Source organism: Acinetobacter sp. P8-3-8 (assembly GCF_000214135.1).
Taxonomy (GTDB): Bacteria; Pseudomonadota; Gammaproteobacteria; order Pseudomonadales; family Moraxellaceae; genus Acinetobacter.
Genome location: NZ_AFIE01000010.1, coordinates 67,675 through 90,803, shown reverse-complemented (window position 1 = coordinate 90,803; position 23,129 = coordinate 67,675). Strand labels below are relative to the sequence as shown.

The 23,129-nt window shown below is 37.2% G+C and carries 23 protein-coding genes; 11 read left to right on the top strand and 12 right to left on the bottom strand.

Features of this window, described 5'->3' with window-relative positions; genetic code table 11:
• Positions 1 to 54 precede the first annotated feature (54 nt).
• Positions 55 to 834: a peroxide stress protein YaaA gene (gene yaaA / locus GGG_RS0106845; protein WP_010113334.1), complete on the bottom strand. Its 780-nt coding sequence runs from the start codon at positions 832 to 834 to the stop codon at positions 55 to 57.
• A 124-nt stretch (positions 835 to 958) separates the two neighbouring features.
• On the opposite strand from yaaA, the gene GGG_RS0106840 reads away from it, so the two are divergent.
• Together GGG_RS0106840 and GGG_RS19560 are read left to right on the top strand one after the other, a co-directional pair.
• Positions 959 to 1,591 (top strand): alpha/beta hydrolase, encoded by a 633-nt coding sequence (locus GGG_RS0106840; protein ID WP_010113333.1) that lies wholly within the window; start codon positions 959 to 961, stop codon positions 1,589 to 1,591.
• A 306-nt stretch (positions 1,592 to 1,897) separates the two neighbouring features.
• Positions 1,898 to 3,259, top strand: a complete 1,362-nt coding sequence (locus GGG_RS19560; RefSeq protein ID WP_050809028.1) for a patatin-like phospholipase family protein — start codon at positions 1,898 to 1,900, stop codon at positions 3,257 to 3,259.
• A gap of 26 nt (positions 3,260 to 3,285) precedes the next feature.
• On the opposite strand, the gene rtcR is transcribed toward GGG_RS19560, so the two are convergent.
• Positions 3,286 to 4,893, bottom strand: a complete 1,608-nt coding sequence (gene rtcR / locus GGG_RS0106830; RefSeq protein WP_010113330.1) for an RNA repair transcriptional activator RtcR — start codon at positions 4,891 to 4,893, stop codon at positions 3,286 to 3,288.
• A 213-nt stretch (positions 4,894 to 5,106) separates the two neighbouring features.
• Here rtcR and GGG_RS0106825 point away from each other — a divergent pair, with 213 nt between their 5' ends.
• From GGG_RS0106825 to GGG_RS0106790, 8 genes are all read left to right on the top strand, one after another.
• Positions 5,107 to 5,355, top strand: a complete 249-nt coding sequence (locus GGG_RS0106825; protein ID WP_010113329.1) for a hypothetical protein — start codon at positions 5,107 to 5,109, stop codon at positions 5,353 to 5,355.
• A gap of 330 nt (positions 5,356 to 5,685) precedes the next feature.
• Entirely contained in the window at positions 5,686 to 6,957 is a 1,272-nt protein-coding gene (locus GGG_RS0106820) for an RtcB family protein (RefSeq protein WP_029574485.1), read from the top strand.
• 4 nt (positions 6,958 to 6,961) lie between these two features.
• The gene (locus GGG_RS0106815; RefSeq protein ID WP_010113325.1) at positions 6,962 to 7,381 is read left to right on the top strand and encodes a hypothetical protein; all 420 of its coding nucleotides are present in this window, start codon (positions 6,962 to 6,964) and stop codon (positions 7,379 to 7,381) included.
• A gap of 5 nt (positions 7,382 to 7,386) precedes the next feature.
• Positions 7,387 to 7,791 carry a hypothetical protein gene (locus GGG_RS0106810; protein WP_010113324.1) on the top strand — a complete coding sequence of 135 codons (405 nt, stop codon included), beginning with the start codon at positions 7,387 to 7,389 and terminating at the stop codon, positions 7,789 to 7,791.
• Between the two features lie 25 nt (positions 7,792 to 7,816).
• Positions 7,817 to 8,278 (top strand): DIP1984 family protein, encoded by a 462-nt coding sequence (locus GGG_RS0106805; protein WP_010113323.1) that lies wholly within the window; start codon positions 7,817 to 7,819, stop codon positions 8,276 to 8,278.
• 250 nt (positions 8,279 to 8,528) lie between these two features.
• Positions 8,529 to 9,560 (top strand): RNA 3'-terminal phosphate cyclase, encoded by a 1,032-nt coding sequence (gene rtcA, locus GGG_RS0106800; RefSeq protein ID WP_010113322.1) that lies wholly within the window; start codon positions 8,529 to 8,531, stop codon positions 9,558 to 9,560.
• Positions 9,561 to 9,768: 208 nt separating this feature from the next.
• Positions 9,769 to 10,209 (top strand): DUF2147 domain-containing protein, encoded by a 441-nt coding sequence (locus tag GGG_RS0106795; protein WP_010113321.1) that lies wholly within the window; start codon positions 9,769 to 9,771, stop codon positions 10,207 to 10,209.
• 236 nt (positions 10,210 to 10,445) lie between these two features.
• Positions 10,446 to 10,970, top strand: coding sequence for a hypothetical protein (locus GGG_RS0106790; RefSeq protein ID WP_010113320.1), 525 nt, complete (start codon positions 10,446 to 10,448; stop codon positions 10,968 to 10,970).
• Positions 10,971 to 11,028: 58 nt separating this feature from the next.
• On the opposite strand, the gene GGG_RS0106785 is transcribed toward GGG_RS0106790, so the two are convergent.
• The 3 genes from GGG_RS0106785 to pheA form a co-directional block, all read right to left on the bottom strand.
• Positions 11,029 to 11,409 carry a hypothetical protein gene (locus GGG_RS0106785; protein ID WP_010113319.1) on the bottom strand — a complete coding sequence of 127 codons (381 nt, stop codon included), beginning with the start codon at positions 11,407 to 11,409 and terminating at the stop codon, positions 11,029 to 11,031.
• Positions 11,410 to 11,606: 197 nt separating this feature from the next.
• Positions 11,607 to 13,853: a bifunctional prephenate dehydrogenase/3-phosphoshikimate 1-carboxyvinyltransferase gene (locus GGG_RS0106780; protein WP_010113318.1), complete on the bottom strand. Its 2,247-nt coding sequence runs from the start codon at positions 13,851 to 13,853 to the stop codon at positions 11,607 to 11,609.
• A 33-nt stretch (positions 13,854 to 13,886) separates the two neighbouring features.
• Positions 13,887 to 14,993, bottom strand: a complete 1,107-nt coding sequence (gene pheA, locus GGG_RS0106775; protein ID WP_010113317.1) for a prephenate dehydratase — start codon at positions 14,991 to 14,993, stop codon at positions 13,887 to 13,889.
• 295 nt (positions 14,994 to 15,288) lie between these two features.
• On the opposite strand from pheA, the gene GGG_RS0106770 reads away from it, so the two are divergent.
• The gene (locus tag GGG_RS0106770; protein ID WP_010113315.1) at positions 15,289 to 15,807 is read left to right on the top strand and encodes a DJ-1/PfpI family protein; all 519 of its coding nucleotides are present in this window, start codon (positions 15,289 to 15,291) and stop codon (positions 15,805 to 15,807) included.
• 22 nt (positions 15,808 to 15,829) lie between these two features.
• Here the strand turns inward: GGG_RS0106770 and GGG_RS19555 are convergent, their stop codons facing one another.
• From GGG_RS19555 to pstC, 7 genes are all read right to left on the bottom strand, one after another.
• Complete coding sequence (locus GGG_RS19555; protein ID WP_010113313.1) at positions 15,830 to 16,177, bottom strand: hypothetical protein; 348 nt, start codon at positions 16,175 to 16,177, stop codon at positions 15,830 to 15,832.
• 66 nt (positions 16,178 to 16,243) lie between these two features.
• Positions 16,244 to 17,386: an acyl-CoA dehydrogenase family protein gene (locus GGG_RS0106760; RefSeq protein WP_010113311.1), complete on the bottom strand. Its 1,143-nt coding sequence runs from the start codon at positions 17,384 to 17,386 to the stop codon at positions 16,244 to 16,246.
• Positions 17,387 to 17,579: 193 nt separating this feature from the next.
• Complete coding sequence (gene sohB, locus GGG_RS0106755) at positions 17,580 to 18,542, bottom strand: protease SohB (protein ID WP_010113309.1); 963 nt, start codon at positions 18,540 to 18,542, stop codon at positions 17,580 to 17,582.
• Positions 18,543 to 18,600: 58 nt separating this feature from the next.
• A complete protein-coding gene (locus tag GGG_RS0106750; RefSeq protein ID WP_010113308.1) occupies positions 18,601 to 19,263 on the bottom strand; it encodes a hypothetical protein in 663 nt (220 codons plus the stop codon).
• Between the two features lie 94 nt (positions 19,264 to 19,357).
• Positions 19,358 to 20,272 carry a phosphate ABC transporter ATP-binding protein PstB gene (pstB, locus tag GGG_RS0106745; RefSeq protein WP_010113306.1) on the bottom strand — a complete coding sequence of 305 codons (915 nt, stop codon included), beginning with the start codon at positions 20,270 to 20,272 and terminating at the stop codon, positions 19,358 to 19,360.
• A gap of 15 nt (positions 20,273 to 20,287) precedes the next feature.
• A complete protein-coding gene (gene pstA, locus GGG_RS0106740; RefSeq protein WP_010113304.1) occupies positions 20,288 to 21,682 on the bottom strand; it encodes a phosphate ABC transporter permease PstA in 1,395 nt (464 codons plus the stop codon).
• Positions 21,679 to 23,058, bottom strand: a complete 1,380-nt coding sequence (pstC, locus tag GGG_RS0106735; RefSeq protein WP_010113302.1) for a phosphate ABC transporter permease subunit PstC — start codon at positions 23,056 to 23,058, stop codon at positions 21,679 to 21,681. Before pstC ends, pstA begins: the two co-directional genes overlap by 4 nt.
• Positions 23,059 to 23,129: the final 71 nt, after the last annotated feature.

The window sequence follows — 23,129 nt, the reverse complement described above, 5'->3', positions numbered from 1 at the left end:
GAATAAAAAAATCAAAACCCACGCCAATGTTTAAATTGGTGTGGGTCCTAGATTTTAAGCAGCCTTTTCATCACGCTTAAATACCAACTCACCTTTCAGTGAACTCTCAGCATCAAAATAATAGCCATCGGTATTAAATGATTTTAAGTCTTCCAATCTATCCAATTGATTTTGAATAATATAACGAGCCATCAAACCACGTGCTTTCTTGGCATAAAAACTAATGACTTTATATTGACCATTCTTTTGGTCTAAAAATACAGGTTTAATAATTTCAGCTTGAATTTTGGACTCTTTCACTGATTTATAATATTCATCAGAAGCAATATTCACTAATACTTTTGAACCTGATTGTTCTAAATCTTGATTGATCAAATGGGTAATACGATCTTCCCAAAATTCATACAAATTATGCCCACGTGCATTGGCAAGTTTAATACCCATTTCCAAACGATAAGGCATCATCAAATCTAAAGGTCGCAACAAACCATATAAACCAGATAAGCTTCGCAAATGTTTTTGCGCAAATTGCAAATCCTCTGCTGACAAATGGTATGCATCTAAGCCTGTATAAACATCGCCTTTAAATGCAAAAATAGCTTGTCTTGCATTCGAGAAATCGAAGTCCGAATTCCAGTCACGAAAACGTTCGACATTTAACTGAGCAATTTTTTCACTTACCTTCATTAAACTGGCGATTTCAGAAGCAGAAAGTTTACGACTTAGGTCGATAAGCTGTTGAGATTGATCGAGCAGTCTTGGTAAAGTGTGCTCATCAGTCGGAAGTGTAGTTTCATAATCGAGCGTCTTAGCAGGGGAAATTAGGGCGAGCATGGGCTTCCTGATCAAAAAATAATTAATCAAACTATATCAGTCGGAATATTTTAATGCCAATTCGTGTTTTCTGTGAACATAATCGGTAAACTATAGCACTTCCCTGCTATCTATCGTTTAAATTATGTCCGAACAACTGTTCATTCAAGGTTCGGTCGGCAAAATCGAAATTTTTGTTGACTATCCTCTGGGCGAAGTAAAAGGATTTGCTGTCGTTTGTCACCCTCATCCACTGCAAGGTGGGACACCTCAACATAAAGTTCCAGCACTACTTGCACAGATTCTTACTGAACAAGGTTGTGTTGTTTATCGTCCAAGTTTTCGTGGTTCAGGCCAATGTGAAGGTATTCACGATGAAGGCTTTGGCGAAACTGACGATATTTTAGATGTCATTAAACATGTAAGACAATTACACAAAGGTCTACCTTTTTATGTAGGTGGCTTTAGTTTTGGTGCGCATGTGATGGCGAAGGCTTATCATGCCTTACCTGATGAAATTAAACCGAAACAAGTGATTTTGTGTGGTTTGCCTACTGCAACTGTTGATGGAATTCGTCACTACGAAACACCGTCAATCAAAGGTGATATTTTGTTTGTGCATGGTGAAGCTGATCCAACCACTAAATTAAGTGATTTGTTGGAATGGGCAAAACCGCAACGCCATTTAATTACGGTGTTACCAGGTGCTAATCACTTCTTTACGGGTTATTTAAAGCAATTAAGAATTGCGATTTCTCGTTTTCTGCTAGTATCTTAATTTTTCATAAGATACTTCATAGAAGAACTAACGACTACTTAGTTCTTCTATGAATGCGCCTATAAAATACTATAATAAATTAGACACTTACATCATCTTACTTTTATGACTTAGACTCTTAAATGAAGTCACTGATCATAAATAAAAAATTGTTACGATTTAATCGACACCAACCAAAATAATATCAATTAAACTTAACCTATGAACACTATAGTTTAATTAAACTTAAAAATAATAAATGCGAGGTGCTACAATGACACTCATCTCTAAAATACATGACTACAAGTTCCCAAAAAAAATAAAACAATTTCGGATTATATCTCTGAGATTCGACAACGAATTCAACAACACCCCATTTCAGATTTAGTCGATAACGAAGGTCATCAATATGTCGATTTAGTCCTTGAAGGCGGTGGCGTACTCGGCATTGCACTGGTCGGTTATACCTATGCCTTAGAGCAAGCAGGTATTCGTTTTCTGAATATTGCAGGTACATCCGCTGGTGCAATCAATGCAATGTTGTTAGCTGCATTAGGGCAATCGCATGAAACCAAAAGTATAAGTCTATTAAAAACTTTAGGTGCCATGCGGATCTCGGAATTTGTCGATGGTGGACTACTCGCCAAAGCATTGGTTAAAAATATTCAACAACAAGATAATTTTTGGGTTGCCATGTTGCCTAAAATTATTGGTTTAGGTTTGATTGGAAAGTTTAGTAAAACACAGTTAGGGATTAATTCAGGAGAGGCATTTAAACAATGGTTAGAAGACAATATTGGTAGAGATGTTAATACACTGAGTTTATTGAATAAATTAAAGAATAAAGAAAATCTGCTTAAAATTCGTGAAAATAGTGATCGAAAAACACTAGAGCAGGATAAAAAAAGACTAGAACAAGATTTCAAACAAAATGAATTGGCAATTATAGCAACTGATGTGACGACGGAAAGTAAAATCATATTTCCTAGAATGGCAACGTTATATTGGGATAATCCACTCAAAACGCATCCACTTCATTATGTACGTGCTTCTATGTCCATTCCTTTATTCTTTAAACCGTGCATTATTCCAAATATTCCAATCGGTAGAGAGCGATGTTGGGAAAAACTTACAGGGTTTAAGGGTAAAGCGCCGAAAACAGCTTATCTTGTTGATGGTGGAATTGTTTCTAATTTCCCAATTGATGTTTTCCATCAACGTGAATTTATCCCTTTATGTCCTACATTTGGTGCCAAATTAGATGTGGATCGTCAACAAGCTAAAGATGTAGACAGTATTTCTCACTATTTAAGTGCTTTATTTGATTCAGCCAGACATACAGCTGACTATAGTTTTCTGCATCAAAACGAAGATTATCAACATTTAATTACCTATATTAATACAGCAGAATCAAATGAATACAAATTTCATTGGCTTGATTTCAACATGGATGATAATAAAAAAGCTGCGCTATTTGCACTCGGTGTTGAAGCAGCGCATAACTTTATTATTGAAAAACAAAATGCTTATCAACAAAATGATTTAGACAATAATTCTGCCCCAATAAAAACAGGTTTTAATTGGAGCGCCTATAAAAAAATCCGTGAAGACTTCAAAATCACTTTAACAGATAAGGAAAAAGTAAAACTTCAAGAAATTAAACAATGTTCAATTCAAAGTCTATTCTAAATGTGAGGGGTAAATCTAAATGAAAATTAAAATCTCCTACAAACATCATCCCAGCTCAGACCAAACTTAGCCAAATATTTTTTAACCCGATCACTGTCATTGGTACTTTGTCGTTGCTCACGAGAAACTGAAAATAAACGCCGTCCTGCATCTGCCATCGACTTAGATTTTTGACAAATTTCAATCACACCTTCCAGTTGAATACGATCAAACTCATCAATTTGAGCAATCTGTGACGCACTTAGTATTTGACCGAGATTTGAAAATAAGCTTGTAGATGTCTGCTGCTCAATATTCCAAATTTTTTGTAATCTGTTAATTTCAGCATTCACTTCATTTAATCCAATTCTTTCACCATTTGCCAAGGTCGCCATTCGAGTAACACTTGCCGTTAAATCACGAAAATTACCTTGCCAGGTCGCTTCGTAAGACTGTGCGAATTTTAAATATTTCTGCAAGGCATCACTATGAAAACGCAATTGACGTTGATGTTGATTGGCAAAACGTTGTAATTCAAATTCTATATTGGGCGCAATATCCTCTAAACGGTTTTTTAAACTTGGTAAAAAGAATGTCCACATATTGAGTCGTGCCCACAAATCCTCACGGAAGCGCCCTGCCTGAACTTCTTCACGTAAATCTTTATTGGTTCCTGCAATCAGTTGAAAATCAGCCTGAATTTCCTTGTCACTACCCACTGGGAAAAAAGATTTATCTTCCAGTGCTTTTAGCAACATCGCTTGCTCATCAAGTCCCAATTCACCAATTTCATCAAGAAATAAAATCCCTTGATCAGCACTTTTTAAATAACCTGTCCGTGCTGCTATAGCGCCTGTAAAAGCACCTTTGCTGTGTCCAAATAATGTCGACATGGCACTATCACCGATTAAAGTAGCGCAGTTCACATCGATGAAACGTCCTGATAAATGGAACTTTTCTTTTTTAAGTTGATAAATCTGCTTAGCTAAATGTGACTTGCCAACACCTGTCGCCCCCATGATTAGAATTGGCGCACTTGAACGTGTTGCGACCAATTCAACCTCTTGAATGAGTTGATTAAAGCTTTTATTTTTTGTCGCAATATTGGCTTTAAGCTGTAACCAATTTTCAGACTGCTCATGCTCAAAACGCTGTGTTAAAGCTGCATAACGAGATAAATCTAGATCGATAATCCGATATTCACCTTCAGGCTGTTGTTTACCTGTTGGTGAGCTTTGAATCAGTTTTGCAGGAAGATAATGTGCATCTATCAGTAAATACCAACAAATTTGCGCAACATGTGTTCCAGTGGTGATATGCAATAGATAATGATTATTTTCAACATCAAAGGGATATGACTTTACGAAGTCATATAATGCACCATACATATCCGAAAAATCCCACGGATCTCGAATATTCACCTTGTGACCTGTCACCTGCGTTTGTGGAGAAAGCTGCAAAGCATCTCGTTGTAAATGCTCAACTAAACCTGTATTACGGCGATCATGCAATAATACCAATTCGTCAACAATGAGGTCTTCATGCATGAGTAAGCTCATGGTCGGACGCCAACGTTGCCAACGCTCAGGCTTTTTGCCTTGATCTAAGGTTGAACCCACAAAACCTATAACGACTGTTTTTTTGGTATTTTGCATACTTTCTATAAAAAATTATATTTTCATATCCATCATATCGGGATTTTTATCATAAAACATTTAAATTTAGTCTTTGTGTTAATCCAATATTGCATGATCATCTGATGAATCATTTTAGCTATAGACAATATTCTTGTATCTTTTCATCACTTTTGCTAATTTAACACTTCAACTCAAAACCATAGACAGGTGTCAGTCTTTAAAACGCAAATCATGTCTATACAAGTTATTGTTCAAAACGACAATATCGATCTTGCCCTAGAGCAATTAAGAATCAAAAAATACTATCTGCAAACCAATCATTGGTATAAAAAATGCCAAAATTATCATGAAAAACCACCCAGTAAAAATCGTAAAAAGACAGAAAAGAAACTTTTGATGGGTCATAGCCAAATATTGGAGGATGATCCCCTTGCACTAAGGCTGAACATCCATATTGAGGAACATTATCTAGAAAAATAGATAAAAAACCGATATGGATCGATGAATAAATTTCTTCGCGCTTAATCACTTTTTAAAACCCGTGTTCTTAGCACGGGTTTTAATATTTAAATATATATTTAGATATTTTCATATATTTATTTATATAAAATTTATAAATAAATATAACCCCATTTTATTTAAATTTAAATATATTAATAAATATCAATATTTTAAAAATTATTTATTCCAAAATTAAAAACTTGGCACACTCTTCGCAATATACAATACATGCATCATAAGATGTATAGCTATATCACCTGTCTGCAACCGCTTGGCAGGCAGGTTTTGAAAAGGATAAAAGCAATGACAATGTCAGTAGCAGAACAAATTGAAAAACAAGCAAGTTCTTCACAAAATCAAGAACGTACTTATAACGTTATTCAGGATGCTAAAGGTGTTCCTATAAAAATGTGGACAAAAGGCGTCCCTGTTGATGAGAAGTCGAAAGATCAGCTATTAAAAACAGCACAAATGCCGTTTATTTATAAATGGATGGCCGTTATGCCTGATGTCCATGTCGGTATCGGCGCAACCATTGGAAGTGTGATTCCAACCAAAGGTGCTATTATTCCTGCTGCTGTTGGTGTAGATATTGGGTGTGGAATGATGGCGGCACGTACATCTTTAACTGCATCTGATCTACCTGATAATCTACATGCATTACGTACTGAGCTTGAACGTTTAATTCCACATGGGATGACGAAAGGTCGTGGTCGTCGTGACCGTGGTTCATGGGAAAATACATCTGAGCGTGTCGATCAGGTTTGGGCTGAATTGGTCACAGATTTTGAATATATTTGTGCCAAGCACCCTCGTTTAAAAAATACCAATAACCATAAACAGTTAGGTACGTTAGGAACTGGAAATCACTTTGTTGAAATCTGCTTAGATGAGCATCAGCAAGTGTGGATCATGTTGCATTCAGGTTCTCGTGGTGTTGGGAATGCGATTGGTAACCACTTTATTGAGCTTGCTCGTAAAGATATGCAAAAGCATTTTATTAACCTACCTGATAAAGATTTAGCTTATTTGGTTGAGGGTACTGAACATTTTGATGATTATTGGTTTGCGGTGGGTTGGGCGCAACGTTTTGCTATGAAAAACCGTGAGTTAATGATGGAAGCTGCGGTTCAGGCTTTACGCATTATCATCAATAAACCTTTTAATGCCAAAGTTGAAGCTGTGAATTGTCATCATAATTATGTGGATAAAGAAGAACACTTCGGGCAAGAAGTCATGGTTACTCGTAAAGGTGCTGTACGTGCCCGCTTGGGTGAGTATGGAATCATTCCGGGTTCTATGGGGGCAAAGTCTTTTATTGTCAAAGGTAAAGGAAATCAGGAATCTTTCTGTTCATGTTCACATGGTGCGGGTCGTGTACATAGCCGTACTGCTGCCAAAAGGTTGTTTACTGTAGAAGATCAGATTGAACAGACCCAAGGTGTGGAATGTCGTAAAGATGCAGCGGTAATTGATGAGATTCCTTCAGCTTATAAACCGATTGAAGATGTGATGAAAGCGCAAAGTGATTTGGTGGAAGTGGTTTATACATTGAATCAAGTTGTTTGTGTGAAGGGGTAATAACATGGTGACCATCACTTCCAATCCAAGCATAACTGAGATTCGGACGTGGGCATTTTCTGATGAGAATTTACCTGCTCCTGAATGGGATTTATACCTGATATGGAAAGATGAAATATTACTTTTTTTAGAACTAGCTATAGACCATAAATGTAACAAACAGAATTTTTTTAAATATTTACTTTACTTTATGGTCGCTTATCAGTTTAAACATTTAAATGATCTGTTTGAAAAAAGATTACTTTTACAAAGATATTTGGATGAGTCTAAACATATAAAGCATGGGGATGTGCGTATTTGGAGAAATGAGCTTATGACCTTACAACGAAATATTCACTCTTTTTCATATGATGTATGGATTGAAAAAGGACTTATATATCATAAAGCTTTTTGTCTTTCCCAAGTCCCCACTGAATGTGAGTAAAACCAATGGATCGCTCTAAACAAATTAAGATCAGTCATTACAATCTTTTGGCTAATCAAGCAATCCATCATGCATTACCACAACAACCTTACATTGTTGTAATCGCTATACATAACAACAATGTGAGTAATGATTGGCGAAATAAATGTAGTGATTGGATTGTGAAATCTGAGCAATGTTATTGGGCATTGGCTTGGGGGCATGAGTGTTCAATTTGGGATGATGCACTAGATTATAGTTATTTAGAATTCTGTAATTACGAATTGCCTGATGACGATGATTATACCCTCATGACCACTTGGCATGAAGAACAAACTTTAGAAGAAGTTATAGAGTTTGCTGAATCCATTCCAATCGATACATTACCTCAACAGGCTCTATATCAAATCATTGTGTTAAATATTCACTAATTATTTAATTTATAAGGATAATAAAATGAAACTCGCAGAAGCATTATTATTACGAAGCGATCAACAGAAAAAACTCGCTTCATTAAAACAACGTATCAATGCGAACGTATTGGTACAAGAAGGTGATGAACCATCGGAAGATCCAAACGAGTTATTGAAACAAGTTTTTGCATTAACTCAGGAATCTCAAAAATTGGTGTATGCCATTCATCAAACCAATGCGTTGGCGAAACTTACAGATGGTCGTTCATTATTGGCTTTATTGACTCAACGCGATGAGCTTGTAGAACGACATAAAATCTTAATCTCCGCTATTAGCAATACGCATCGTGAACCTGATCGTTATAGCTCACGTGAGATTAAATGGCGCAAAGTCATTCCTGTATCATCATTGCAAAAACAAGCCGATGATATTAGTGCCAAATTACGTGACTTAAATGTGTTAATTCAAGCTACAAATTGGCAAATCGATTTACTTGAAGTTTAAAGAATTTATAAGTTCCGACTTATAATCCAGTTTGAACATACTGGGCGAGTGCAAGATCCACTATCTCCACAACACTGGATTGAAAATAATGTGTAGTGGCTTGCAAAGCGAGTGGGTTAGCTTAACCAAAATAGGCACAAATCAACCCATCACCTTGCACAATGAAAACCTTTGTGAGAGCAGAGTTACCACTCACTGAGCATCACCATGTCCTGACAGTATGTTCTGTTTATAAAATTGATAGAAGAAGATGAACACATTATTTAAAAATAAAACCATCCAAATTGATGGCTCACAAGGCGAAGGTGGCGGACAAATCTTGCGAACCGCCCTTTCCCTTTCAATGCTGACAGGGATTCCTTTTGAACTTGTGAATATTCGTGCAGGACGTAAAAAACCGGGCTTAATGCGTCAGCATTTAGTGTGTGTACAAGCATCTCAACGGATAAGCAATGCAATTGTTCAGGGCGCAGAATTGCATTCTCAAAAATTATATTTTCAACCTCAACAAGTACAAACTGGAAAGTATGATTTTCAAATTGGGTCTGCGGGTAGCACAATACTGGTACTACAAACCCTACTGCCTGTTTTAATGATGCAAAATGAAGCCAGTCAAATCACCATACACGGCGGTACACATAATCCTATGGCACCAACTGCTGATTTTATTGAACATTGCTTTCTCCCAACGATTCAAAAATTAGGTATTCAGGTCGATTTTCAATGTGAACGTGCGGGCTTCTTTCCAATTGGTGCAGGTCAGATTAATGCAATAATCCACCCTTGGGTAGAAAAGCAGAAATTTTCAGTTTTGAATAAAGGCAAATTACTTGAAATCAATGCTTTTGCAGCAGCTTTAAATATTCAACCCAATATTGCAGATCGTGAGCTTGAAGTGTTAAATAATAAATTAAGCTTAACACAGCGTAAAAGACTGAACTTTCAAGGAATTAGCCAAGGGAATACAGCTTTTGTTGTCTTAAATTATGAACATCATCAGCAAGTATTTTCAGCATTAGGTGAAATGAAGAAAAGTGCCGAAAAAGTGGCACATGATTTAGCAAAAGATGTTCAATCCTATTTGAACATAGATGCTGTAGTGGATGAATATTTAGCAGATCAACTTTTATTACCTTTAGCTTTAGGTCAAGGTGGTGAATTCACTGCTCAAGTGATCAGTGAGCATACAAAAACTCAAGCCGAAATGATTCAAAAGTTTTTAAATTGTAAAATTGTTTTTGAAGCTAATAATCAAATTTGCAAAGTGAGTGTCAAAATTTGATACTCACTTTTGTTTTAAAAATAAACATAATCGACATAATGCCGTAAATTCACCTAAATATTTCTCACAAAGTACATTTCACTTTGCTAAAAAATACGCTGTATTTTGGCGTAAGATGTAAATATTAAGACTCATAATGAGTTGTATAATCAATATATTAGCTAATTATAGCTTATGTTAACTAAAACTATTATATCAAAGGGATTTTATGAAAACTTTTTCAATGACCATCGTCGCTGCGTTGTTAAGTTCTGCTGCTTTTGCTGATGATATTTCAGGAACTTGGCGTTATATCGATGACAAAACAGGTGAAGCGAAAGGACTGGTCAAGATTGAAAAACAAAGTAACGGAACTTATGCGGGTACAGCACTCAAATCAACACCTCGTCCGGGTTATACACCAAAAGAGTTTTGTACCAACTGCCCTGCACCTTATACCAATAAACCAATCATTGGTATGCAAGTCATTTCAGGATTAAAAACTACAGATCAAGTCAATTATACCGATGGCAAAATTATTGACCCTGTTTCAGGGAAAATTTATCGCTTAAAGGGTAAAGTCAGCTCAAATGGCAAAAAATTATTTTTACGTGGCTATTTAGGCATTTCTGCAATTGGTCGTAATCAGACTTGGTTGCGTGTGGAATAATACCTTCTTATTTAAAAGAATACCGAAGTGATGACAGTTAATTCTTTTGTATATAACTGTCATCTAAATTCTGATTCGATAAAAAATCACTCAACATTTTCCCAAAATATAAATAACGAATCAAACGCCTAAAAATATTATAAAAATTCATTTAAATTCAATCATTTAATATTTATTTCACAAATTTTTTGATTTATATTGAGCATTATAAAAATAATCATGTACTTGAGAAAAATATGAGTAAAGTTTTAAAGTGGTTGGGTGGACTATTCATAATTGGGTTAATTGGAATATTCAAAACAAACCATACTCTAAATGAAAATAACAATGCCAATCAACAGATTAGCCAAACCCCTACGACGCAGGTTACAAACACACCTGCTTACCTCAACTTAGATTTACAAGCAGATGGCTATACTTTAAAACTTGTTTACGCATTTGCAAATATTGAGCAATGCGAGAAAACCATCCAATCCAGTAGCAGCAGTGGCTTGATTAGAGATTTTAAAAATAGTTGTACTTTAGACTGTGAAATTTTGTCCAATTTATCTTGTAGTAGCTTCACAGACACTAAATATATCAGCATGTTAAATCAAGAATATTCTGGATCACAATATTTACATATATCCAATAAAAATGATCCAAACGAGCGAGGTGTAATTGCCTTTTGGGGACTTTCCAATCAAGAAGCTGAACAACTCTGCAACTATGTGAAAGACCATTCTAAATCTGTAATAACCCAAACAAAATGCTTAAGTTAAATGAGTACGCATGATCATGAATACTTGCCTGTATCAGTATTCATGGTCAACTTGTAATTCACCCTTTCCACTCAAAGCCACTAAATGCATCATCCTCTTTTAAAGTATTTTCGACTGCATTTGCCAACTGCTTAATCATGCTTTGTGTTTCAATTTTTTTGAACCAAACTTGTTCTTCATCTGCATGCGCTGAAATAATACACGTTAATAAACCATCATCATTTAAATGACAATTCACGCCTAAACCAATCGGATGATTTTCTACGCTCACTGCCAATTTTTCTTCAGAATGAGTCATTTCAGCTTTAAAACCATATTGAGAAAGTTGCTTCGCCAACAAGTCTGTCACATATTCCTGAGTGACATAACATGCATTTGCACCATGCGCAGTATTTTTCACATGGTTTTCACAGTTGGCAGTAAATTGTAATGTTCTCATCGCTTCATCCAAAAGGCTTTATAGTTCTCTTGTTTTAGAATAAGCAATTAAAACAAAACAGCCAAGCATTTGCTTGGCTGTTGTTGGACAAATATACAACGATCAGATGATTTTCTGATCTTTTTATCGATTACTGCATTTCTATATTTAAAGTTAAAAGAAATGAACAAGCATCTCATTCAAAATCAATAAATCACTTATTCAGTGACTTGAATAGCTAAGCCTGCCTGATTCGCCAACTCGGTGAATGTAGGAAAACTGGTTGCAACTGTTTCCGTACCGATGATTTTAATTTCGCCAGAGGTACGCAAACCTGCCATTGAGAAACTCATTGCAATACGATGGTCATGGTGTGATTCAATTTCACCACCAGTGAAAATCGCAGACCAATCACCAGATTGACCTTTACCTTCAATGATAATGCCATCATCCGTTGGCGTGCAGTCAATACCCATGGTTTTTAAACCATCTGCCATGACTTGAATACGATCAGACTCTTTAACACGTAATTCAGCAGCGCCCGTTAACACCGTCTGACCTTCAGCACATGCCGCAGCAATAAAAAGTGATGGAAATTCATCAATCGCTAAAGGCACTTGATCTTCAGGCATATGAATACCCTTCAATGTACGTGTACCACGAATACGAATATCTGCAATTGGTTCACCGCCTGCAATACGTTCATTTTCAACAGTTAAGTCAGCACCCATTTGTTTGAGAATTTCGATCACACCAGTACGAGTTGGGTTAATCCCTACAGCTTCAAGTGTTACATCAGAACCTTCCGTAATCGCCGCACCCACCATAAAGAACGCTGCTGATGAAATATCAGAAGGTACTTGAATTTCTGTACCCACTAACTTTCCACCACCTTGTAGTGAAATACGATTACCTTCAGTTTTCACATCATAGCCAAATGCACGTAACATACGTTCTGTATGATCACGCGTTGGTTCAGGTTCAGTCACCGAGGTTTCTCCCTCTGCCCATAAACCTGCCAATAAGATTCCTGACTTCACTTGTGCAGAAGCCATTGGTAAATCGTAATGAATACCTTTTAAAGCTTGCGCACCTGTAATAGATACGGGTGGTGTACCACGTTCACCTGTGGTTTGAATCTGTGCACCCATTTCACGTAATGGCTTAGCAATACGTTCCATTGGACGCTTTGACAATGATGCATCACCTGTCATTACAGAATCAAACTGTTGCGCAGACAACATGCCTGAAAGCAGACGCATAGAAGTCCCAGAATTACCCATATACAAGGCTGTCTTCGGTGCTTTTAAACCATTGATTCCAACACCGTGAATCGTGACTTCACCATTCTTAGGGCCTTCAATACTAACGCCCATATCACGGAAAGCTTGTAGTGTTGCAAGTGCATCTTCCCCTTCAAGGAAACCAGTCACATGCGTAGTACCTTCTGCAATCGCACCAAACATGATGGAACGGTGTGACACAGACTTGTCACCCGGCACGGTAAATTTACCTTTAAATGTCTTATCACCCGGCAAAATGGTAAATTGTTGTGTCACCTTATTTTTCTCCATCAATGGTTTATTGGCGAGCATATGATTGAAATGCTGTCGTGCTGCTTGTGCATGACCGAGCAAACCCATCAATGCATGTGAATCTTCATCTTTAATCAATTGGCGTAATGTTGCAAGTTGTTCTTCAAAGCCGTCAACTGCATTTAGAATCGCTTTTTTATTGGCAAAAAAGATATCGTGCCACATCTGCGGATCACTGGCTGCAATACGAGAGAAGTCACGAAAACCACCTGCTGCATAACGGAAAATATCTAAATTATCTTCACGGTTTGCAAGTTGTTCAACCAAATTAAATGCCATCAAATGCGGTAAATGACTGGTATGTGCAAGCACTTCATCATGCTTATCTACATCCATACAAATCACTTCAGCTTTGGCTGCTTGCCATAACTGAATTAACTTTTCTACCGCCCAGTCTGCACTGCTCGGTAATGGTGTCAAAATCACCTTATGATTGACAAATAAATCAACTTTACCCGCATGTACACCTGTATGTTCTGCGCCTGCAATCGGGTGCCCCGGAACGAAACCCGCAGGTAAATGTTCACCATAAACAGCTTTTGCAGCTTCAACCACATTACCCTTGGTACTACCCACATCAGTAATAATGGCATTTTCAGCGATATAAGGTTGAATAACTTCAAGAATTTTCTGTGTCGCACGTACAGGTAACGCCAATACGATTAAATCTGCATCTTTAACTGCGTCTATTGGATTGCTGAATCCTTCCGAGATGATTCCTAAATTTTTGGCATCTTCTAAAGTTTTCTGTGAGCGTGTAGACGCAACAACTTTCTCTGCAAGCTGTTCAGCAACAATCACACGAGCAAGACTTGAGCCGATCAACCCAAGCCCAATAAAAGCAACTTTTTTAAATAATAGTTGTGACATGACGATTCTTATAACACCTATTTCACAACTTCATTAAAGCACAGCAGCAGGATAAGAACCCAATACACGTACTTCTTTAACCAAAGGACGAATATCTTCAATCGCCGCTTTTACATTTTCCTGTTCTACATGACCTTCTAAATCGATGAAGAATACATAAGCCCATTTTTCAGGTAATGCAGGACGCGTTTCAATACTGGTTAAACTGATATTGTGTTTTGCAAATGGTGCAAGGATTTCCAACAATGCCCCTGCACGATCATGTGCAGAAATTAACAATGAGGTTTTATCATTGCCACTTTGAGGAATTTTTTCACGTCCAATCACGAGAAAACGTGTGGTATTTTCAGGATTATCTTCAATATTGCCATGCAAAATTTCTAAATCATAAATGCTTGCCGCAACATCAGATGCGATGGCTGCTGAATGCCATTCATTGCGAATACGACGAGCTGCTTCCGCATTTGAACTTAATGCGACTTGTTCGACACCCGGATAATTTGCATCTAACCATTTACGACACTGTGCCAAAGTTTGTTGGTGTGCATAAATCTGCTTAATACTGTCTTTTCGGGTATTTGAAGATACAAGGAATTGATGATGAATACGCAATTCAACTTCACCAATCACATTTAAAGAAGATGATTTAAAACAATCTAAAGTATGGTTGACCACACCTTCAGAGGAGTTTTCTACAGGGACTAAACCATAATGTGCACTACCCGCTTCAACTTCACGGAACACTTCATCAATGGTCGGCAATGGACGAACTACAGCGTCCTGACCGAAATGCTTTAAAACTGCTGAATGGGTATAAGTTCCGACTGGCCCAAGGAATGCAATACTTTGTGGCGCTTCAAGTGCCAAACATGCAGACATGATTTCACGGAATAAGCGTGCCATGGTTTGATCAGACAATGGCCCTTCATTACGTTCCATCACCTTGCGTAATACTTGCGCTTCACGTTCAGGACGATAAAACAGCGGATTCTCTTCTGCGGCAAATTTTGCTTTTGCAACTGCTTCTGCCAGTTTGGCACGGCGGTTAATCAATTGTTGAATTTGTTGATCTACAGAATCAATATCTTCACGGATTTGAGCAAGATCGAGAGAAGTCGTGTTTTGATCATCGTTGATCATTGTTATACGCCCTTTAAAGTCGAGAATTACGAAAAGTCTAAGTTTAAGACCTTCAACAGTATAACAATAGTTCGATTAAATTTGTTGAGCAAAACTGCTTTTATCTTAGCAACAATACACAGTTCATCAATCTGGAAATAATTGATTGATGAGAATCTAAATACCACTTCAAAATTGATTAAATAATAGCCAACTTCATCATTATTTTTCACATAAATTATTTACAAACTAGCTATAGAGTTATGTAGATTTCCATTTATGATGAATGAGTTAAGCGCAATTCGAGAAATAGAATATGAATAAAAGAATCGCTGTTTTGATTACCCATGATTTTGAAGATACAGAATATCATCATCCTGTTGAAGCCTTTCGTGCTGCCAGTCATTCTGTAAGAAACATTGAAAAATTAGCTGGAAATATTGTTTATAGTAAACAACGAAAATCATCTGTCAGTATTGATTTAGGTATAGATGAAATTTCCGTGCAAGACTTTGATGCATTAATGATTCCTGGGGGAAACTCTCCATTTCTCCTCAAACAAGACCCACGTTTTATTCATTTTTTACAAAATTTTGCCAATGCACAGAAACCAATTTTCTTGTGTTGTTATAGCCCCAATCTATTGATTGATGCGCAAATTGCGATTGGACGTCGTTTGATTTCGATCGAAGCAATGGTGCAAGAGTTAAAAGAAGCAGGTGCAGTCATTTTTGATCGTGAAGTTGTAAATGACAATAACTTATATATTTCCTCACGTTCAACACATGAATTACCGATTTTTATTAATGAATGTTTGAATGTATTACGTGCTTAAAATTTAGCTAAATTTACTTTTATTAATCCTGTTTTGGTTCATTACAATGACCACAATGTTTTCGAAAAAATAAATCAAAACTGTGTATTTTCATTAAACGGCTGTTAGAACTGTTAGATTGAAAAAAGAAGTGCTGCTTACACCAAGGGCAAATATCTTTCATTAAAAAACCAAACATAACAAAGATATATCCAAATATACCGACAATCATTGTTAAAACAAAAACTAAACCTTGTATTGGAATAAATATTTTTAAAATGTAATAACACAGACAAACGAAGACAGGTAAAGAGGCGAAGCCGATTGTAAACCGATTTCTTGCTTGAATAAGCTTTTGGTATTGTTGTAATTTTTCTGTTTCTTGATTCAATTTATTTTATTCCTCAATCATGGAAGCTATTTGCTCATAGCTTCCATATATTCAAAGAAATACGGATTATCGACCGATTATTCCACGCGCCACGATCTCTTTCATAATTTCATTCGTTCCGCCATAAATACGCTGAATACGCGCATCGACAAAGAAACGTGAAATAGGATATTCAGTCATATAACCATAACCACCAAACAACTGAAGTAAGTTATCTGCAACTTTCATTTGCATGTCTGTACTAAAGCTTTTCAAAGCCGCAGCCGTTTCGACATCCAATTTATTTTCTTTATATAACGCTAAATTTTGATTATAGAAGGCAGCTGTTGCCAACTCATCAATCTTTGCTTGCGCTAAAACAAAGCGAGTATTTTGGAAATTACCAATCGCTTGACCAAAAGCTTGGCGCTCTTTGACATAGACTGTTGCAACGTCAATTGCACCACGAATTGCACCCAAAGCCGTTGCTGCAATTGCAGTACGCTCACGTGGCAATTCTTGCATCAAATAAGCAAAGCCATTTCCAGCATTACCTAAAAGTTGATTTGCCGGAACTTTAACATTGTCAAAGAACAATTCAGAAGTATCTTGAGAATGAAGACCGATCTTGTCTAAATTCGTACCCTTCTTAAACCCTTCCAAATGTGTATCCACCAAAAGCAAAGACACACCTTTCGCACGCGCTTGCGGATCAGTTTTACAAGCGAGAACCACTAAATCTGCATGCTGACCATTGGAAATAAAGGTTTTTGAACCATTTAAAACATAATGATCGCCATTCAAAATCGCTGAAGTACGCATCGCTTGAAGGTCAGAACCAGCACCCGGCTCAGTCATACCGATCGCACCAACCACTTCACCAGTAACCATTTTCGGTAGCCAATATTGCTTTTGTTCTTCATTTGCAATATGCAGAATATACGGCGCTGCAATTTCAGAGTGGCATGAAATAGCGGTTGATAATGCGCCATAACCTGCACGTGCAGATTCTTCAACCAACATCAAAGAATATTCAGTAGGTACGCCGTAACCACCGTATTCTTCAGGTACATCTACACATAAATAACCATTTTCACCAAGAATCGTCCAAACTGAACGTGGCATAAGCCCTTCTTTTTCCCATTGCTCATAATGAGGAGCAATGTGCTCATTCATAAAACGTTTAAAATTATCACGAAAGAGTTCTAAATCTGCATCATAAGCTAACATCAAGGCATTCCTTATTGCGATTGTTGTTGTTCAAATTTCTTTACACATCATGCTAATCATTTTTGAAAATTTTTTCATGATCGCATGAGGTCATTTTTTTATGCTTATTGGGCTAATAGCCCGATTCCACCAATAAAAAAGAGCAACCAACTTACATTGATTGCTCTTTGTATGCATCATTCATCGAGAGGAATTAAAACTTATTGTCTTTAAACATCGGTAATGATGAATTCAACTTAGTCACTTCATTCACCAATTTATTCATCAGGGAAGGAATCAAAGCATCTGCCATTTGCGCTGCTTGTAATCCTAATTTTTCACCTAAAGTTGGTTTACGGCGTGTTTGAATCACATACACATCATGGTTTGGCAATAAGCCAAGTAAGTATTCATCTGAAGTTTGTAATTTATCCACCAAATTCAAACTACGTGCATCCTCACCATACCAATGCTCACCTGTTGCAACATTTTCAACATTTAATTGTGGGCGATACTTTTCCACAAAGTGTTTGAATAATTGATGAGTTTGTTGCAATTCTTCTTCAAACTTAGCCTTACCTTCTGGTGTATTTTCACCAAACATGGTCACGGTGCGTTTGAATTGACCTGCTGTGTAGAGTTCAAAATCGACATGATGTTCTTTCAATAAACGATTAAAATTAGGAACTTGAGCAACCACACCAATTGAGCCAACCACAGCAAATGGAGCCGAAATGATTTCACTCGCAATACAAGCCATCATATAACCACCGCTTGCAGCGACTTTATCCACACAAATCGTCAGGTTAAATCCTGCATCACGTAAACGTACCAATTGTGCAGCAGCAAGACCATAACCATGTACCATACCACCTGGGCTTTCTAGGCGAACTACAACACGGTCACGACCAGCTTTTGCTGTGGCTAAAATTAGGGTAATTTCTTCACGTAAATTTTCAACAGCAGACGCCTGAACATCACCTTTAAAATCTAAAACATAGATTTTTTGATTGTTCTTTTTTCTCGCACGAGCCTCTTTAGAAAATTGTTGAGTCAATTGCAACAGCTCTAATTTTGAAGATGTCGTTTGTGCAATTCTTTTTCTTTGTTCATTAATACGTGCATTTAAATGACCAATATGGATCTCTGCAGGTACTTTAGGTAAATGAAATAACATAGAATTTATATTCTCAAGGAGTGCTTTTCAATAAAGATGCGGTCTATTAAGTGAAAATTCAATAGTGATTGTTGTTTTTATTTTGTATCAACTTTTCCTTCTTTTCCATTAATCGGTATTGCTTATCTATATCTTTAACAGCAAGTAATCGGATATAAAGCCAAAAGAGCGAATAATAAAATGCACCAATGATAAAAGCATTAATCGGCCACCATGTTTGAATCCAAAAATTTCCCCGTCGTGATGAATCACTTGGTGTTAAAAATATATAATTCATGATCAATATTATAATAATTATACTGATTGCTACAATTTCAGAATTACGACTCACCAAAAATGGTTTTTTCCCTTGTTGTATCGCATTTTGAATTCTAAAATTTTTAAAGTTCGCTTGAGCTTGAATATATAATTTCCACTGCTGACGGACAGGAATTTGAATCATTTTTCTTTTCAGAAAAAAATATAAAACTATTCCCATACTAGAAGAAATCAACACAAATAGATCATATAACCAACGATGAAAATTATTCATTCCCTCACTTTGTGAAGTCCAAAATAACCCTTCATGTGGTATGAATATCGCAAGAACAATACTCATTACAACGAATAAAATAGCAAGATATTCGGCAATATATTCCGTCCCAAAAATCACTTGATATAATTTTTTTTGATCTTTATGTGCAACTTTTGATTGCTTTCTTAACTCACTACTTATATCCATTTCCTGTGCTTAATACTTATATTTAATTTTAGAGCATAACAAAAAACAGAGTGATATCACTCTGTTTTTTTAACTCTCACTACAAAATTTAGAATCAACCAAAACGACCAGTGATATAAGCTTCCGTTAACTGATGATCAGGTTGAGTAAATACTTTTTCTGTTGCATTGACTTCAATCAAATCACCTAAATGGAAATACGCAGTACGATCAGATACACGTGCAGCCTGTTGCATTGAATGCGTTACAATCGCAATTGTATATTGTGTAGAAAGTTCTGAAATTAATTCTTCAATTTTTGCTGTTGCAATTGGATCTAGTGCAGAACACGGCTCATCCATCAAGATCACATCTGGGCTTACTGCAATGGTACGTGCAATACAAAGACGCTGCTGCTGACCGCCTGAAAGACCTGTACCCGGTTGGTTGAGGCGATCTTTTACTTCGTCCCATAAACCCGCTTTGCGTAGACTATTTTCAACAATTTCTTCTAAGTCATACTTATCGCGTGCTAAACCATGAAGTTTAGGGCCATAAGCTACATTATCAAAAATCGATTTTGGGAATGGATTTGGTTTTTGGAAAACCATACCTACTTGCGCACGTAGTAAAACCACATCTAAATTTGGATCGTAAATATCCTGATTATCTAAACGAACTTTACCCGTTACACGACAAGTATCAATGGTGTCATTCATACGGTTTAAAGTACGCAAGAATGTTGATTTACCACAACCTGAAGGTCCAATAAATGCGATCACTTCATTTTCAAACACTTGAAGATCAATACCTTTAATCGCTTCAGATTCACCATAATACACATGTACATCTTCAGCACTGATTTTAACGGTCGTGTTTTTTTCTTTTTTTGGCGTGCTACTAGATTCAAACTGAGAAACAAATGACGTCGCTTGACGCTTTTGTTCTGTTTCATTCAACGCTGATTGAGATTGTTCTGAATTCACGATTCTATCCTGTTCTAAGGAATTTTTAATGTCTACAGTATTCATATATTCTGCCCTTTTTTACCAGCGAACTTCAAATTTCTTACGTAACCAAATCGCAAAACTATTTAAGCCAACCATCAATGCCAATAGAACAATGATGGCTGCTGCTGTACGCCCTTCAAAGAAGTTACGCAACTCATTGCCTTGCCATAAGTAAACTTGAACAGGTAATGCTGTAGATTGATCTAATGGAGATACTGGAATATTCGCAACGAATGCACTCATACCAATCAATAATAATGGTGCAGTTTCACCCAATGCATGTGCAACACCGATAATCGCACCTGTCATGATCCCCGGTAAAGCCAATGGCAATACGTGGTGGAAAACAGTTTGTAAGCGTGATGCACCAATACCTAATGCTGCTTGGCGAATCGATGGTGGTACAGCTTTAAGCGAAGCGCGAGTAGTAATGATCACAGTAGGTAGTGTCATCAAGCTCAGTACCAAACCGCCTACCAAAGGTGCTGAAATGGGTAAATGCATCCAACCAATAAAGATTGCAGCACCCAATAAACCAAATACGATCGATGGTACTGCTGCAAGGTTGTTGATATTGACTTCGATAATGTCCGTAATAAAGTTTTTAGGCGCAAACTCTTCTAAATAAATTGCACTCGCAACACCTAGCGGAATAGAGATCACAATCACGATGAGCATCATGAACAATGAACCCATGAATGCACCCGCCAAACCTGCTGTTGCTGGTGAACTGCGTGAGTCTGGATTAGTAAACAATTGAGTGTTGAACGTACGTTCGATTACACCTTTAGTTGCTAAATCATCAGAAAGTTTACGAATCTCTGGGCTTAATTGTTGCTGATCATCAGGTAAAGAACGATCAATATTACCTGCCAACCATACATCAATATTGGCATCTGCAAGAAAATTCAATTCGATTTTCTTACCAATTAAAGCAGGGTCTTTAAACACCATATCTCGAATACGATACGCTTCTGAACTGGTGTACAAATTGCTTAATTCATCACGTTGGCTTGCAAGTGAAGGATCTTTTGCAATCAAACCATTCACAATTAATGCATCCCAATCCACCATACCCATTTTGGTTTGCCAATCCACATAGCGCTCTTGATAGACCGCAGGTGATTCACCAACTTTCTGAGTCGGTTTTGGTCCTGCATCAATCACTGTTGGATCGAAATATACAGGCACAGTCATACTGGCTTGCCAAAATGCAGGAAGCCCTTTGTACAAAATACTTCCGAATAAGATCGCTACGAAAGCTAAACCAATGACGACTGAAGTAAAACCAAAAATACGGAAGGTTTTTTCTTTACGATGACGCTTTGACAATGAACTTGCAATTTTAGCTTTACGCTTTTCACGAAGCTCTGCGGCAGCTTGAGGATCAAATACATTTTGATCCACAGGAGATGTATTTGAAGTACTCATTCGTATTGCTCACGATATTTACGCACGATGTAAAGTGCAACAATGTTTAAACACAATGTAATGACAAATAAGGTTAGACCTAATGCAAATGCCACCAATGCTTGTGGACTTGCGAAATCTGTATCACCTGTTAATTGCTTCACAATCGTTACAGTCACAGTTGAAACAGCTTCAAGTGGATTGATATGTAATAAAGGACTGTTCCCTGCTGCCAGTACCACGATCATGGTTTCACCGACTGCACGAGAAACAGCGAGCAAGAATGCCCCTGTGATCCCTGGCAATGCTGCTGGGAGTACAACTTGACGGATTGTCTCTGATTTAGTTGCACCTAGACCTAATGAGCCATCACGTAAAGCACGTGGGACTTGTGTGATAATGTCATCCGATAATGAAGATACGAATGGAATAATCATAATCCCCATTGCAAAACCTGCGGTTAAAGCACTGGTTGCATTGACATCGATACCAACAGCATTTCCCAACATTTTAAAGACTGGGCCAATCACCATGATGGCAAAAACGCCATATACAATTGTTGGAATACCCGCTAAAACCTCAATAGTTGGTTTTGCCCAAGAACGGAAACGTGGAGAAGCATATTCTGCAAGATAGATTGCAATCATTAAACCCAACGGTACGGCAACCAATAATGCGATACCACTCACCATGAGCGTACCCCATAGCAATGGTAATAGTCCGTAGCTTCCTTCTGCATTTCCAGAAGTGCTAAAACCCGGATTCCATTCTGTTCCAAAGAAGAAGTCAATTGGACTTACAAATTTGAAGAAATGCATTGCTTCACTGAACATTGACATCACAATGCCGACAGTGGTGAGGATGGCAACACCAGAACAGAGAATCAAAACAACATTAATTGTTTTTTCTACTTCATTACGTGCACGGAATTGTTGGCTAATTCTTTTCTTTGCCCAAACCAATCCTAGCATCGCAACACAAATCACCACTGCGAATTTAGCAAAAGAACCAATTCTTTCAAATTTAGCAAGTTGTTCTGCTGCTGCAACTTCATAAGCCGCTGGCGTATCTGTTACCCCAAAGCCTGAAGCAATCGCTTGAATACGATCAACCAGTACATCTACCCCAGCTTCATCAAGTGAAGAAGCAATATTGACAGGAACATTCTGTAAAATTAAATGTTGCAGGATACTTGGTTCAACCAAATTCCAAATGATCAAGATTAAAAAAGCAGGAATGCCACACCATAATGCAACCAATGAACCATAATAGCCTGGACGCGAATGTAAGATTGCAGTGTTATTTCCCTTACCTGCTAGGCTTCGGCTTTTTCGTAGCCCGATTTGATATGCGATAGCAATTAAAGCTAATAACACGCCAATAAGTAGCAGATTCATGTATTCTCCACCGTTTTTTCAATCTTCATGATTTGAAAAAACTCTGCTTAGCAATGAAAGCCGATGGTAGT